At 66.4% G+C, this 14,770-nt stretch carries 12 protein-coding genes; 3 read left to right on the forward strand and 9 right to left on the reverse strand.

Going from position 1 to position 14,770, the window contains the following annotated elements:
* Nucleotides 1-3: 3 nt before the first annotated feature.
* Nucleotides 4-873 carry an alpha/beta hydrolase gene (locus tag DVO78_RS04455; RefSeq protein ID WP_120003612.1) on the reverse strand — a complete coding sequence of 290 codons (870 nt, stop codon included), beginning with the start codon at nucleotides 871-873 and terminating at the stop codon, nucleotides 4-6.
* Entirely contained in the window at nucleotides 866-1,549 is a 684-nt protein-coding gene (locus DVO78_RS04460; protein ID WP_238385144.1) for a TVP38/TMEM64 family protein, read from the reverse strand. Before DVO78_RS04460 ends, DVO78_RS04455 begins: the two co-directional genes overlap by 8 nt.
* 131 nt (nucleotides 1,550-1,680) lie before the next feature.
* Between DVO78_RS04460 and DVO78_RS04465 the strand changes: the two genes are divergently transcribed.
* Both DVO78_RS04465 and DVO78_RS04470 read left to right on the forward strand, forming a co-directional pair.
* Entirely contained in the window at nucleotides 1,681-2,427 is a 747-nt protein-coding gene (locus DVO78_RS04465) for a M50 family metallopeptidase (protein WP_157983873.1), read from the forward strand.
* 100 nt (nucleotides 2,428-2,527) lie between these two features.
* Nucleotides 2,528-3,061 carry a GNAT family N-acetyltransferase gene (locus DVO78_RS04470; protein ID WP_202912087.1) on the forward strand — a complete coding sequence of 178 codons (534 nt, stop codon included), beginning with the start codon at nucleotides 2,528-2,530 and terminating at the stop codon, nucleotides 3,059-3,061.
* Between the two features lie 2 nt (nucleotides 3,062-3,063).
* Here DVO78_RS04470 and DVO78_RS04475 read toward each other — a convergent pair whose 3' ends face one another.
* Nucleotides 3,064-3,279 (reverse strand): DUF1990 family protein, encoded by a 216-nt coding sequence (locus tag DVO78_RS04475; RefSeq protein ID WP_120003614.1) that lies wholly within the window; start codon nucleotides 3,277-3,279, stop codon nucleotides 3,064-3,066.
* Nucleotides 3,280-3,341: 62 nt separating this feature from the next.
* Between DVO78_RS04475 and thpR the strand changes: the two genes are divergently transcribed.
* On the forward strand, nucleotides 3,342-3,971 hold the full coding sequence (gene thpR / locus DVO78_RS04480; protein WP_157983874.1) for an RNA 2',3'-cyclic phosphodiesterase: 630 nt from the start codon (nucleotides 3,342-3,344) through the stop codon (nucleotides 3,969-3,971).
* Here thpR and glgX read toward each other — a convergent pair whose 3' ends face one another.
* The 6 genes from glgX to DVO78_RS04510 all read right to left on the reverse strand — a co-directional run bounded on the left by glgX (nucleotide 3,972) and on the right by DVO78_RS04510 (nucleotide 14,679).
* The gene (gene glgX, locus DVO78_RS04485) at nucleotides 3,972-6,086 is read right to left on the reverse strand and encodes a glycogen debranching protein GlgX (RefSeq protein ID WP_120003616.1); all 2,115 of its coding nucleotides are present in this window, start codon (nucleotides 6,084-6,086) and stop codon (nucleotides 3,972-3,974) included.
* Nucleotides 6,083-7,540 (reverse strand): glycogen synthase GlgA, encoded by a 1,458-nt coding sequence (gene glgA / locus DVO78_RS04490; RefSeq protein ID WP_120003617.1) that lies wholly within the window; start codon nucleotides 7,538-7,540, stop codon nucleotides 6,083-6,085. The genes glgX and glgA overlap by 4 nt, the downstream gene beginning before the upstream one ends.
* A gap of 7 nt (nucleotides 7,541-7,547) precedes the next feature.
* The gene (gene glgC / locus DVO78_RS04495) at nucleotides 7,548-8,822 is read right to left on the reverse strand and encodes a glucose-1-phosphate adenylyltransferase (protein ID WP_120003618.1); all 1,275 of its coding nucleotides are present in this window, start codon (nucleotides 8,820-8,822) and stop codon (nucleotides 7,548-7,550) included.
* 25 nt (nucleotides 8,823-8,847) lie between these two features.
* On the reverse strand, nucleotides 8,848-10,716 hold the full coding sequence (gene glgB, locus DVO78_RS04500) for a 1,4-alpha-glucan branching protein GlgB (protein ID WP_120003619.1): 1,869 nt from the start codon (nucleotides 10,714-10,716) through the stop codon (nucleotides 8,848-8,850).
* Nucleotides 10,717-10,720: 4 nt separating this feature from the next.
* Complete coding sequence (locus DVO78_RS04505) at nucleotides 10,721-13,156, reverse strand: glycogen/starch/alpha-glucan phosphorylase (RefSeq protein ID WP_120003620.1); 2,436 nt, start codon at nucleotides 13,154-13,156, stop codon at nucleotides 10,721-10,723.
* Nucleotides 13,157-13,239: 83 nt separating this feature from the next.
* The gene (locus DVO78_RS04510; protein WP_120003621.1) at nucleotides 13,240-14,679 is read right to left on the reverse strand and encodes an MFS transporter; all 1,440 of its coding nucleotides are present in this window, start codon (nucleotides 14,677-14,679) and stop codon (nucleotides 13,240-13,242) included.
* Nucleotides 14,680-14,770: the final 91 nt, after the last annotated feature.

Genomic DNA, 14,770 nt, shown 5'->3' on the forward strand with positions numbered 1-14,770 from the left:
GGCTCATGAGTCGATGACCGCGGCCAGGCGGGCAACGGCCTCGGCGATCTCCGAGCCGAACATGACCGGGTCGTTATGGTCGGCGTCGTCGATGACCTGCTCCTGGACAAGGTTCGGGGCAGCGGCGGCCACCTCGGCGCTGAGCTCAGCCGGGACCACGGAGTCTTCCTCTGCTCGGATCACCGAGATCGGCACCTGTGACTGGGCCACGTGCGGTGTCACCGGAAACTCGTCGCGCAGAATGGTCCGCACCGGAAGCCAGGGGTAATGGTGCCGGCCGACCTCGGCGAGTTCGGTAAACGGGGAGCGGAGCACCACGGCCGCCGGTGGCCGCTGGACCAGCAGGGCTGCCACCACGCCGCCGCCGAGCGACTCCCCGAAGTAGATGGTGCGCTCCGGCGGGTACCCTTCAGCCTCTAGCGCCTCCACCGCCGCCAGCCCGTCCTGGATCAGCCCGTCTTCGCTGGGCCTGCCGGGATTTCCCCCGTAGCCGCGGTAGTCCATGACCAGCACGGCGAACCCCTGCTGCTGCAAGGATTCGGCCAATCCGGCCCGGGCCAAGCGGTTCCCCCCGTTTCCCGGAGCGATGAGGACCGCCAGCTCACGGTCTTCGGCCCCGGCTGCCGCCGGTGCGAACCAAGCGCCCAGCTCCAGTCCGTCGGAGGTTCTCAAGGTGAGATCCTGGCCGCCGGAGAGCACATCCGGTGCCGGTGGCACCTCGGAGGTGTCGGGGAAGTAGATGAGGGAACGCTGAAGGCTCCACATCAGTATCACCACCATCACCAGTGCTGTCAGAACGACCGCAGCGGCCCGGACAGGCCGACGGGCACGGCTGCGGGTATGCGGGGGCTGCCCGCCGGCACTACTACTCATTGAGGGCTACGCGCCAGCGGCGGTAGGCCAGAATCGTCAGCAGCACGACCACGCCCCAGGCGATCAGGACCTGCGCCCCGGCCATGGCGTTCGGCTCGGCGATGAAGTTGCCGATCGCCACCAGTGAGACCTGACCGGGAATGATGGAGAGCAGACTGGCTGGCGCATAGACCCTGGTGCGCACGCCCAAGGCGCCAGCTCCGTAGTTGACCGGCCAGTACGGCACCCCCGGCATCAGCCGCAGCGCGCACACGGCCTCGAACCCCTCGTGTCTGAGGTGCTCCTCAACCCGGGACCGGTACCTCCCCAGCAGCCTCAGCACGGTCTTCTTGCCCAGACCGCGTGCCAGCCAATAGGCACCCCAGGCGCCCAGAAACGCTCCGATGACCGAGAGCCCGCTGCCGATGACCGTCCCGAAGACGAAACCACCGGTGACCGCCATGACCGTGACCGGAATCGGCGTCAGGGCGACTATTGCGTAGAGACCCACGAAAGCCGGCCAAGCCGCCCAGCCGAAATCCTCAATGGCAGCCTGCAGCTCATCGGCCGGCGGAAGCTCGACGTTGAACAGCAGCCAGAGCATCCCCAGCACCACAGCCACCAGCGCCGCGTTGCGCAGCCAGGCGACCCAGGGGGACTCGGTCTCCCCGGCGTCGTCGTGCTCCTGCTGTGCCATGTCCGCCATGCTATCTGTCACCGGCGGGACTACCATCAATGAGTCAGCACCGCACACCCGGGCAGGACAGTGAAAGGACCTCACATGATGGAACTCTGGCACCGCCTCATGCATCCGCAGCACCACCAGCTGTGACAGAGCGACTTCGCGCTGCCTGGGAGGCCGTCATCGCGCGCTGGGGCGTGGAAGCCTCCCCTGATCCAGCGATGGTGGCTGCGACCGCCGGACTGGTGCTGGTGCTGACTGCTGTGCCGGCGGTGTGGCGAATCTCCCGGCAGGCCTCGACCATCATTCACGAGATGGGCCATGTGCTCGCAGCCTGGCTGAGCGGGCGCAGGGTCTCCGGGATCAAGCTGCACACCGACACCTCCGGGGTGACTGTCTCACGCGGCAAGACCAGCGGCCCGGGTCTGCTCATCACCTTTCTAGCGGGCTATCCCGCACCCGGACTGCTGGCGGTGGGACTGGTCTGGCTGGCCACTGCCGGCCACTCCGGTGCCGCACTGACGGTTTATGTGGCGGTTCTTCTGCTGGCGCTGCTGCTCTCCCGCAATGTGGTCGGTGTCCTCTCCTGCCTAATGGCGGCACTGGCCTCGGGCTTCATCTGGTGGCGCAACGACCCCGAAGTCGTCGGCTACACCGTGGTCGCGCTCGGGGTCTTCTATGCCCTGGCCGGAGTGCGCGGGACCCTGGATGTCTGCCGGGTCCACCTCAGCAGAGGAGGAGGCAGGTCCAGGGCAGCTGTCGCCGCCACAGATGCCTCCCAGGCTGCCCGAGCGTGGCGGGGGCTCCCTCTGCCGGCTGCACTGTGGCTGATCTTCTTCCTGCTCATCAGCCTCGGCTGCGCCGCGGCGGTGTTCTGGATGCTGTTCAGGTGACTGACCTCGATCGCAGTCCGCGGGGGTTTCCAGCACGCAGACACTGGGATGCCGCCCTGAGCGGCTTCGACCAGGGCTGAGGACTAGCATTGAGCAGGTGATGATGGACGAGCTCCGGCTGGAGAGGCCCACACCGGGCGACGCCGCAGCGCTCCACACTATCTACAGCGACCCACGGGTCTGGACGCACCTACCCTCAGGTCGGCACGCCGAGCTGAGACAGACCGAAGAAATGGTGTGCGCGTGGATCGAGGGGTGGGAGTGTGACGGACTTTCAGCCTGGATGGTGCGCGACGCCGGCACCGGGGAACTGCTGGGACACATCGGGTGTTCGGTGAAGCACGGGGCGTTCTGGAATCTGGGCTATCGCCTTGCCCATGAGGCCCACGGCCGTGGCATCGCCACCAGGGCCTCCCGGCACGCCGTGGATCAGGCTCAGCGGGTACGCCCTGAACTTCCGGTGGTGGCCTATCTGCTGGAGCACAACCTCGCCTCGGCACGGGTGGCGCAGAAGGTCGGTCTGAGCCTGCAGCACCGTGGGCCCGACGCCGGCAATCCGGATCCGAGTGCGGTCCGCCTGGTCTACGCCGACCGGCCCCTGACCGAGACTCAGCTCCAGGCCACCCTGGTCTGAGTTCAGCGCAGCGCCCGGAGATAGCGGCGGCGGGTGATTCGCTGAGCCACCAGCAGCAGAGGAAATAACGCCCGCCACGGCTGTGTTTCTGCCGGTTTGGTGAGCGAACGCACCATGAACCGCACCTCTCGTCCCTGCCGCTGGACGATGAAGGCTTCCTCCCCGGAGACCGGGTGACCAGGAACGGCGGGGCTGCCACTGCGGGACCATGAGGGCACTCATCCGTTCACACCTTACCGAAGGTCGGAATGGACGGGGCCGCAGGCGGCGTTGGGAAGGTATGCGCCTGTTTGTGGGGTTCTTTCTGCCCGAGCACATCAACGATCATCTGCAGATGGCCCTCGAATCTGTCAATGGCGCTCCCGGCGACGCCGATGGACGAGGCCGCCATCCTCTACGCTGGGTGGCTCCTGAAGACCGGCACATCACTCTGGCGTTCTACGGTGATGTCCCCTCCGGGGCAGCCGAAGACCTCATCGCCGATCTTCAATCGGCACTGGCCGCCGCACCAGCTATGTCTCTGAGACTCCGCGGGGCTGGGGTGTTCACCGGCCGCACTCTGTGGGCAGGCGTGCAGGAGAAGACATTGGCCGTGCACTCCAACGGCTCAAACCCGCTGGTCGATCTGATGCGCACGGTCCAAGAGATCGGTGTGGGCTACGGGCGTGGCTCTGAACCTGCCCGGCCCCGGGAGCGCCGTCGTGCCCATGTGACCCTTGCCCGTGCCAGGGAACGGGACCGGCGCAGAGGTGAGGCCCAGATCCGTCGCCGCGCTGAGGCGCTGGCGGTCTACGAAGGTCCAGCATGGGTGGCTGACGCAGCGCATCTGGTGCTCTCTGAGCTCGGGGCTGGAAAATCGGGGGCTCCACAGTACTCCACGCTCGCGGCACTGCCCCTGGGCCTGCGCTAGTCAGAGCGCGCCGAGCACCGCAACCGACTGGGCCGCCACCGAGCGCGCTGTTCCTCCCGTGTGCACGGCAGTATTCGCTGCGGCTCGGCGGCCAGCCACCTGCTCCCCTGGGTCTTCGCCGACCGGCAGGTCAGACAGCGTGCCAGTGTCTATGAGCACCTCCCAGCGCTGGCTCGTCTCGGGCAGCACCACATCGGTCTCGGAGCCGGTGTTGACGATGAGCAGCAACGCTCCTGCACGCTGCTGTTCGGCCGGCGCGGCGGCGGAGCCGCGGACTTCGGCGACCAGCGTCTGCCAGTCAGGATCGTGCCAGTCGGCCTCTTGCGGGGCGATGCCGTCGGCCCGGTGCCAGCGGATATCCGGTTCACCGTCAGCTCGGGTCTCACCGTGCAGGAAGTCTCGCTGACGCAGCAGCGGCTGCTGGGCACGCAGCCGGATCAAGCTGCGGGTCAGCGCAAGGAACTCGGCATCAGGATCCGTCCAGTCCACCCATCCGGTCGGATTGTCCTGCACGTAGGCATTGTTGTTGCCACCCTGGCTGTTGCCGATCTCGTCGCCGGCCAGCAGCATCGGCACACCCTGAGAGATCAGCAGTGTCGCCATCATCGCCCGGCGCCGGCTTGCTCGGGCGGCATTGACCGCCGGATCCTCGGTCGGACCTTCGACGCCGAGATTGTCCGAGAAGTTATGGTTGTGACCGTCGGCGTTCTGCTCCCCGTTCGCCTCATTGTGCTTCTCGGCGTAGCTGACCACATCGGTCAGTGTGAAGCCGTCGTGGGCGGTGAGGAAGTTGACTGACGTCGTCGCGTCCCGGCCTGGGCGCTGGAAGATCTTCGCCGAGCCCAGCAGGTGCGATCCGAGGTCCGCGGCGGCGAAGTCCTCGCCGCGCCAGAGGCGCCGGATGCCGTCACGGTAGCGGTCGTTCCACTCGCGGAAGGGATGCGGGAAGCCGCCGGCGTGATAGCCCTCGTGGCCGATGTCCCAAGGCTCAGCGATCAGCTTCACCCCGGCCAGCACCGGGTCCTGCCGCAGTGCGTGGAAGAACCGGCCGCCCGGTTCGAAGTCCGGGCTCTCACGGCCCAGCGTAGTGGCCAAGTCGAACCGGAAGCCGTCCACATGCATCTCTGTCACCCAGTACCGCAGACTGTCCAGGATGAGCCTGGTCACCGCAGGACGCGCAGCCGGAAGAGAGTTGCCGGTGCCGGTGTCGTCAAGATAAGTCGACTGGTCTTCGCCGAGCCGATAGTAGGTGTGATTGTCCAGCCCGCGGAAGCTGAGCGTCGGACCGGAGGCACCGCCTTCGCCGGTGTGGTTGTAGACCACATCGAGCAGGACCTCGATGCCGGCCTCGTGGAGGGTGCGGACCAGTTGCTTGAACTCGGTGACCGGGTCATCGATCGCGTAGCGCGAATCCGGGGAGAAGTAGTTGATCGTCTGGTACCCCCAGTAGTTGCGCAGGCCCTTCTCGACCAGGAACCGGTCGTCGATGAACGCCTGCACCGGCAACAGCTCCACCGCGGTGACACCCAGGCCGACCAGATGGTCGATGATCACCTCGCTGGCCACCCCCAGGTAGCTGCCACGCAGCTCTTCGGGCACCTCCGGATGCCCGGCGGTCAGGCCCTTCACATGAGCCTCGTAGATCACACTGTCGGCGAACTCATGCCGCGGACGTGCTCCACCGCCCCAGTCGAAATCGCCGGCCTCGACGATTCCCAGCGGCACGACCTCGGCGCTGTCGGTGGTCTCCAGCGATTCACCGCCGTCGGTGATGACGCTTCCGGACATTGCCGGATGCCAGCGAGCCGGGCGGTCCAGCCGGCGGGCATAGGGGTCGATCAGCAGCTTGTGCGGGTTGAACCGGTGCCCCTCGGCGGGCAGAAACGGGCCGTGGGCGCGCAGCCCATACCTGGCGCCGGGGCCGACGCCTCCGATATGCGCGTGCCAGATCTGGCCGTCTCGGTAGGGCAGCTCGATCCTGGACGTTCCGCCGGGGCCGACCAGACACAGCTCGATCTGCTCGGCGTGCTCGGAGAAGACCGCCACGTTGACGCCGTCGCCGTCAGGGTGCACCCCCAGCGGCCATGACCGGCCACGAGTCACCAGATGGGTCATCGGCTGGCCACCAGCTCATCGAACAGCTCCGCATAGTGTTCGGCCGACAGCGTCCATCCCACATTGGCCATCATCGCCCGACGCTGGATCTGGCACCAGGTGGGAGGGTCCGCGTACAGGGCCACCAGCCGCGCCAGAGCCCGGCCCAGGGCCAGCGCGTCAAGGGGGGAGAATGCGATTCCGGTGGCGGCCTGGCCGGCCAGCCCGGCGACGCTCGCGTCGATGACAGTGTCCCGCAGCCCGCCGGTCGCTGCGACCACCGGGAGCGTGCCGTAGCGCAGCCCGTACAGCTGGGTCAGTCCGCAGGGCTCGAACCGCGAGGGGACGATCACCGCGTCCCCGCCGGCGAACATCCGATGGCTGAGCGGCTCGTCGTAGCCGATACGCACCCCGACCCGGTCCGGGTAGTGGTCTGCGAGCGTGCGCAGCCGGTGCTCCAGATCCGCATCGCCAGCGCCGAGCAGCACCAACGATCCCCCGAGCTGGATGAACTCCGGAACCGCCTCAACCAGCAGATCGATGCCCTTCTGGTGGCTGAGCCGGCTGACGACGATCGCCAGCGGACCCGGCGTGGGCCCGAGGCCGAACTCCTCGAGCAGAGCCTCGCGGTTGGCCTGCTTGTTCCCCAGCTGCGCAGTGTCGTAGTTCTGCGGGATGGCAGCGTCTTCGGCAGGGTTCCACACGCTGGTGTCGATGCCGTTGACGATTCCGCTCAGTGCCTGCGAACGCTCGATGATGACCCCTTCCAGGCCGAAGCCGAACTCCGGCCGCATCAGCTCTTCGGCGTAACTGGGACTGACCGTGGTGATGCGGTCTGCGTGGACGAGGCCGGCTTTCAGAGCACTGATCTGGCCGTAGTACTCCAGCGATGAGTGGTGGAACTCCTGACGCGGCAGGCGCAGCGCCTCAAGCCGATCAGCGGGGGCAATGCCCTGAAAGGCCATATTGTGGATTGTCATGACCGAGGGCGTGCTGCTTTCGGCGAACCGCAGATAGGCAGGTGCCAGTCCAGCCTGCCAGTCGTGGGCGTGCAGGAGCGTTGGCTTCCAGCCATCTCGAGTGCCTTCGGCGCACAGCCGCGCAGCGACCCAGGAGAGCGCGGCGAACCGCAGGTCGTTGTCCGGGTGATCGCCCTCCTGCCCCTGGTAGATCCCACCGGCCCGGTCGTAGAGATGCGATGCTGAGAGCGCCAGCACTCTGAGACCGCCGACGGTGCCGGACAGCACTGCCGCAGGGCCGCCGAACAGATCGGGGTCCGACCAGACCTCGGTCACCGCGCGAAGCCGGTCGGCCACGCCCGGATACGCCGGCATCAGCACCCGGGTCTGCCAGCCGAGTTCCTTCAGAGCCTTCGGCAGGGCCCCGACCACGTCTGCCAAACCCCCGGTCTTGATCAGGGGCACGCATTCGGAGGCGACGGACAGCACCGCACGGCGTGGCTTGCGAGGAGACATCTGAGGATCAGTCCAGGGCTGCGGCACGCCGGTCGAGCATCGGCTGGGTGATCAGCACCACGCCGTCGTCGGTGCGCCGGAACCAGTGGGCATCAGCCTCGGCGTCCTCCCCGACGACCAGGCCCTCGGGGATCTCGACGTTGCTGTCGATGACGCAGCGCGAGAGCCGTGCGCTGCGGCCGATCGTCACCTGCGGCAGCGCCACCACCTGGTCCAGCGAGGAGTAGGAGTGGGTGCGCCCGCCGGTGAACAGCACCGAGTGATAGACCTCAGAGCCGCTGACGATGCAGTTTCCGGCCACCAGTGACTGCACCGCCATCCCGCGCCGGTTCTCCTGATCGTGGATGAACTTCGCCGGCGGCACCAGCTCGGCGTAGGTCCAGATCGGCCAGGCGCGGTCATACAGGTCGAACGGCGGGACGAAATCGGTGAGGTCGATGTTCGCCTGCCAGAAGGCATCGATGGTGCCGACGTCTCTCCAGTAGGGTTCAGTCTCCAGACCGTTCATCACGCATGACTCGGAGAACTGGTGCGCGTAGGCGCTGCCGCCGCGGACGATCGAGGGGATGACGTCGTAGCCGAAGTCGTGCCCGGAACTGGGATCCTCAGCGTCGGCGATGAGCAGTTCGCGCAGGAAGGACCATTCGAAGACGTAGATGCCCATTGAGGCCAGTGCCTCGTCAGGACGGTCCGGTATGCACGGCGGGTCGTCGGGCTTCTCGAGGAAGTCCAGGATGCGGCCGGTCTTATCGACGTGCATCACGCCGAAGGCGGTCGCCTCGGCCCGGGGCACCGTCAGACAGCCGACGGTGACATCGGCGCCGGTGTCCACATGCTGGCGCAGCATCACCTCGTAGTCCATCTTGTACACCTGGTCGCCGGAGAGCACGATGACATAGGTGACGCCGTAGTCGTCGACGATGTCAATGTTCTGGGTGACGGCATCTGCGGTTCCCATGTACCACTTGGTCTCCTCGACCCGCTGGCTGGCCGGAAGGATGTCCAGGTACTCGTTGCGTTCGGCGCGGAAGAAGCCCCAGCCGCGCTGCATATGCCGAATCAGCGAATGCGCCTTGTACTGCGTCGCGACGGCCATCTTGCGAATACCGGAGTTCAGGGCGTTGGACAGCGCGAAGTCGATGATTCTGCTGGTGCCGCCGAAGTGGACTGCGGGTTTGGCCCGCCGGGCGGTCAGCTCCTTGAGCCGGCTTCCCCGGCCGCCGGCCAGGACGAAGGCCATGGTGTGGGATGAGAGTCGGGTGGGTGCTCCGGTGGTGCCCATGGTTGCTCCTCATCGGGTGGGGACTTCAGCTGAGGTCCGGGGTGAAGATGACTGTCGACAGTGGTGGCAGCACGACCTCTGCGGAGAACGGCCAGCCGTGTGAGCCCGAGGTTTCTGCGCCGAACGAGCCGAGGTTGCCTCGGTTCTGCCCGCCGTAGTGGGACGAATCGGTGTTCAGCGCCTCTCTCCAGCAGCCGCCTGCCGGCAGGCCGAGCCGGTATCCGCTGCGCTCCACCGGGGTGAAGTTGACCGCGACGAGAACCGGCCGATCTTCATCCTCACCGCACCGGATCCAGGCGAAGACGCTGTTGTCCGCGTCGTCGACGACAACCCACCGAAAGCCGCCGTCGCTGGTGTCGCGGACGTGCAATGCACGGTATTCGCGGTAGAGCGCGTTCAGGTCACGCACCAGCGATTGGATGCCGGCATGACCGGGGTCTGCCAGTGCGTCCCAGTCAACGGTGCCCTCGTGGTCCCATTCGCTGCGCTGAGCGAGCTCCTGGCCCATGAACAGCAGCTTCTTGCCCGGATGGCCCCACATATAGCCCAGGAAGGCACGGACGCTGGCGAGCTTCTCCTCATGGGTCCCCGGTGCCCGGCCGTACAGTGAGCCCTTGCCGTGGACGACTTCGTCGTGGCTGATCGGGAGGATGAAATTCTCGGTGAAGGCGTAGGTGAGCGGGAAGGTCAGCTCGTGGTGGTGATACTTGCGGTGCACCGGATCGGCGCCGAGGTAGGTCAGCGCGTCGTTCATCCAGCCGATGTTCCACTTGTAGCCGAAGCCGAGCCCGCCGTGGTCCACCGGCCGGCTGACCCCCGGGAACGACGTCGACTCCTCGGCGACGGTGATCGCCCCGGGAACCTCGCCGTAGACGCGGGTGTTCATCTCCTGAAGCAGCCGGATCGCCTCGTAGTTCTCCCGTCCGCCGTCCCGGTTCGGAATCCACTCGCCGTCTTCCCGCGAGTAGTCCCGGTAGAGCATGGACGCAACCGCATCGACGCGCAGGCCGTCGAGGTGGTACTCCTGCAGCCAGTACAGTGCGTTAGAGATCAGATAGTCGGCGACTTCGGGCCTGCCGTAGTCGTAGATGAGGGTGTTCCAGTCCTGGTGGAACCCCTCGCGCGGATCCGCGTGCTCATACAGCGGTCCGCCGTTGAACCGGCTGAGCCCGTGTTCGTCGGCAGGAAAGTGCGCCGGCACCCAGTCAGCGATGACGCCGAGCCCGGCCTGGTGGGCGGCGTCAATGAGAGCGGCGAACTCCTCAGGAGTGCCGTGCCGGATTGTCGGCGCGTACATCCCGACCGGCTGGTACCCCCAGGAGCCGCTGAACGGGTGCTCGGTGATCGGCATCAGCTCGATATGGGTGAAGCCGAGATCGGCCACGTACTCCACCAGCTGCTCGGCCAGTTCCGGATAGGACAGCGGCCGGCCGCCTTCGGCACACCGCCAGGAGCCCAGGTGCACTTCGTAGATGCTGATCGGGGCATCGAACCGCTGGGCCGCTGCACGGCGCGAGATCCAGCTGTCATCGCCCCAGAGGTGCTGGTCGATGCGGCGCACCACTGAGCCGTTGCGCGGCGGGTGCTCCGAGCCGAAGGCCACCGGGTCGGCCTTCCAGGGCAGTGCATGACCCTGCGCGCTGATGATTTGGTACTTGTAGAGGGAGCCTTCGGCGATGCCGGGCACGGTGATCGTCCAGATGCCGGTTGAGCCGACCGGGTCCAGCACCGAGGCGTTGGGGTTCCAGTCGTTGAAGTCGCCGACGACGCTGACCTGCTGTGCATGCGGTGCCCAGACGGCGAACCGGACGGCTTCACCTTCGGGCAGATCGACGAAGTGGGCGCCGAAGCGATGCCATAGTGGAGCAGCGGCATCAGTGAGGGAGGCTGCCATCGGCTCACCGTCCTGTCACCGTGGCCGGGAGCGCCGAGCCGACCGACCAGATCTCGTCCATATAGCCGCGCACCGCACGGTCTGCGGAGAAGAAGCCGACCCGTGCGGTGTTCAGGACTGCCTGGTGCCGCCAGACCGCTGGTGTCTTGAACGTCTTCTCGACGCTGGCCTGGGCGGCGTCGTAGGCGTCGAAGTCCTCGGTGACTAAGAAGTAGTCGTGGTGCCAGAGCAGGTCGAGCAGTCCGTGGTAGCGCTCTGGCTCCTCAGGGCTGAAGAACCCCTCGGCCAGCAGCTGCAGCACAGGCGGCAGGTGGTCGCTGCCCTCGATCGCCAGCTTGGAGTGCTCAGGGACCGCGCGCCGTTCCAGCACCTCCTGGGCGGTCAGGCCGAACAGGAAGAAGTTCTGCTCACCGACTAACTGGCGGATCTCCACATTGGCCCCGTCCAGGGTGCCGATGGTCAGTGCGCCGTTGAGCGCGAACTTCATATTGCCGGTGCCGGAGGCCTCCATGCCGGCGGTAGAGATCTGCTCGGAGAGGTCTGCGGCCGGGATCAGCCGCTCGGCCATGGTCACGTTGTAGTTGGCCGGGTAATGGATGGTGAGCAGCTCGCTGGTGTCCGGGTCACGGTTGATGACGGCGGCGACGTCGTTGATCAGCCGGATGATCTGCTTGGCGACCGCGTAGCCCGGGGCCGCCTTCCCGCCGAAGATCTTCACCCGCGGCACCCAGTCACCGCCGGGGTCGGCTTTGATGCGCTGCCACTGCGCGATGGTGTGGAGGATGTTCAGCAGCTGACGCTTGTACTCGTGGATGCGTTTGACCTGCACGTCGAACAGGGCCTCGGTGTTGACCGGGTGGCCGGTCTGCTGGCTGAGCCACTCGGCGACGGCGAGCTTGTTCTCCCGCTTGGTGGCCCCGAACGCATCACCGAACGCCGGATCCTCGGCGAACGGCTCGAGTCCGCGCAGCCGGTCCAAATCAGTCTCCCAGCCGGGGCCGATGGCCTGGCTGATGAGCCGGGACAGCGCTGGGTTGGCGGCCCGCAGCCAACGCCTCGGCGTAATGCCGTTGGTCTGGTTCACGATGCGCCCCGGATGGGCGGCGTCGAGCTCGGCGAAAAGTTCCCGGCGCACCATTTCGGTGTGCAGAGCGGAAACGCCGTTGATGCGGTGGGCCAGGATAAAGGCCAAGTTGCCCATCTGCACCGAACCGTCGGTGATGATGCGTGAAGCCTCTCCGAGAGCGGGGGCCTGCTCACGGTGCCAGTGGTCGACCGCCTCGATGATCTGCAGGTGGCGCGGCAGCACCCGGCCGAGCAGTTCGACCGGCCAGCGCTCCAGGGCCTCGGGCAGCAGGGTGTGGTTGGTGTAGGCCAGGGTGGCGGTGACGATGTCGAGGGCCTCGGCCAGGTCGTAGCCGTGCTCGTCCAGCAGCAGGCGCAGCAGTTCCGGGCCGGCCATGGTCGGATGGGTGTCGTTGAGCTGGATCGCGGCATGGGACGGCAGCGTCCTCAAGTCTGAGGAATGCTCGCCGAACTGCCGCAGGATGTCGGCGATGGCGGCAGCGGTCAGAAAGTACTCCTGGCGCAGCCGCAGATCCTTGCCGGCGTCTGTGCTGTCATCGGGGTAGAGCACCCGGCTCAGCGACCTGGCCAGGGTCTGGGCCTCGACGGCGCCGGTGAAGTCTCCGGAGTTGAACCGGGCCAGGTCCAGCGGCTCCTCGGCGTGGGCTGACCACAGCCGTAGCGTGTTCGCCCAGTTGCTGCGCCAGCCGACCACCGGCAGGTCATGGGCCTGCGCCACAATATGCCGCTCCGGCTGCCAGCCGTCCTCTGAGATATGACCGCCGAATCCGATGCGAAATGCCGACTCAGGCCGGTCAACCTCCCAGACCGTGCCCTCCCGCAGCCAACTCTCCGGGACTTCAACCTGCTGACCGGCGTCGAAGTGCTGCTCGAACAGTCCGTTCTCATAGCGGATGCCGTAGCCGGTGGCGATGCACCCCAGCGTGGCAGTCGACTCCAAGTAGCAGGCCGCGAGCCGGCCCAGTCCGCCATTGCCCAGCGCGGGGTCAGCCTCATCGTGGACGAGAGCCGAATAGTCGAGGCCGAGCCCTTCCACCGCCGATCGGGCAAGAGACTGAATGCCCAGGTTGATCGCGGCGTCGTCGAGCAGCCGTCCGACCAGGAACTCCATCGACAGGTAGTAAACCCGTTTGGACCCGGAATGCTGAGCGTGCTGGCGCGATCGCAGCCAGATCTCCATCACCCGGTGGCGGATCGTCAGGCTGAGTGCCGTCCGCCATTGCTGGACCGTCGCCTCGGCCGGGGTGACGGCGAAGGTGGTGCGGAGGTGCTCAACGAGTTCGAGGCTGAACGATTCGACATCAACATCGGGCACGGTACTGAAACCATTGGGGACATCAACGCGTTCAGCCATGCGGCTCCAAGCTCACGAAGGGTCTCAGTGCCGTCAGCTTAGCAGGATCGTCAGCCCGGTTGGTGGGGAGCACCCAGGCGGGACTACTCGGTATAGAGCGATTTCTGGCTGGTCTCCGGGGACAGGACCAGGCTGATCATGGTCAGCACCGCCAGGAAGGCCAGGTAGAGGCCGACCGCCCAGACACCGTAGCTCTGCACCAGCCAGGTGGCCACGAACGGGGTCAGTGCCGCACCCAGGATGGATGAGACGTTGTAGGCCACACCGGAACCGGTGTACCTGGTGTTGGTGGGGAAGAGCTCCGGCAGGTAGGCGGACATCGGGCCAAAGGTCAGGCCCATCAGCGACATGCCGACCGAGAGGAACATCAGCATCTGCCACACGTTCATGTCCGCGCCGGAGCCGATCGAGTCCGGGTTGAGCCAGACATTGAAGCTCAGGCCGAAGACGATGATCGCGGCGGTGGTGGTCATCAGCATGCGCCGGCGTCCGAACCTGTCGGCCAGGCGGCCGGCGATCGGAATGAAGATGGCGAACAGCACGATCGAGATCACCTGCAGCACGAGGAAGGACTGGTATCCGTAGGCCAAGCCGCCTGCGGCTGCCCCGGCGATCGCGTAGGACAGGATCCAGGTGGTCATGAGGTAGAAGAGACCGTAGGTGGCCAGCATGATGAAGGTGCCCAGGATGATCTCGCGCCAGTTCTTGCGGAAGACCTCGCCCACCGGGACCTTGGCCTTCTCCTTGTTCTCCATGGCCTTGGCGAAGACCGGGGTCTCCTCGATGCGCAGCCGGACATAGAGCCCGACGACGACCATCACCACCGAGAGCAGGAAGGGGATGCGCCAGCCCCACACCAGGAACGGGTCCTGCAGTGCCTCTTCCACCGGCAATGCTTGGACGGCCGCGGAGTCGTAGCTGTAGAGGGTGGCCAGCAGCAGGAACAGGCCGTTGGCCAGGATGAAACCGAAGGGGGCGCCGAGCTGCGGCCACATGGCCGCCTGGGCACGCTTGCCGGGCTTGGCCGTCTCCGAGGCCAGCAGCGCCGCGCCGGACCATTCGCCGCCCAGCCCCAATCCTTGGCAGAACCGGAAGACGGTGAGCATCAGCGGAGCCCAGATGCCGATCTGGTAGATCGTGGGCAGCAGTCCGATCAGGAACGTCGCGATGCCCATGGTCAGCAGCGCCCCGACCAGAGTGGCCTTCCGCCCGATGGTGTCACCGAGGTGACCGAAGAGCACCGCGCCCAGCGGCCGGGCTACGAACGCGGCACCGAAGGTGGCCATGGAGGCCAGCAGGGCAGCGCCATCGTCCTCGGTGATGAAGAAGAGGATCGGGAAGACCGAGACTGCGGCGGTGGCGTAGATGTAGAAGTCGTAGAACTCGATCGTGGTGCCGATCAGCGAGGCGATGATGATGCGGTGCCGCGGAACCGTCAGGTTCTCATCGGCGATCTCGTCGCCCTGATTCGGATTCTTCGGCTCAGGGGCAGGGGCGGCAGCGGCATCGACTGATGTGGACATCCTGGTCTTTCGTCGGGGTATTGAGGCGAGGTGGCCCCGCGGAGGCAGGGCAAGCTCCAGAATTTTAGACGTAGCAGCTGAGGCAGCCTGT

It is taken from the genome of Nesterenkonia muleiensis (assembly GCF_003600155.1).
GTDB classification, from domain to species: domain Bacteria; phylum Actinomycetota; class Actinomycetes; order Actinomycetales; family Micrococcaceae; genus Nesterenkonia; species Nesterenkonia muleiensis.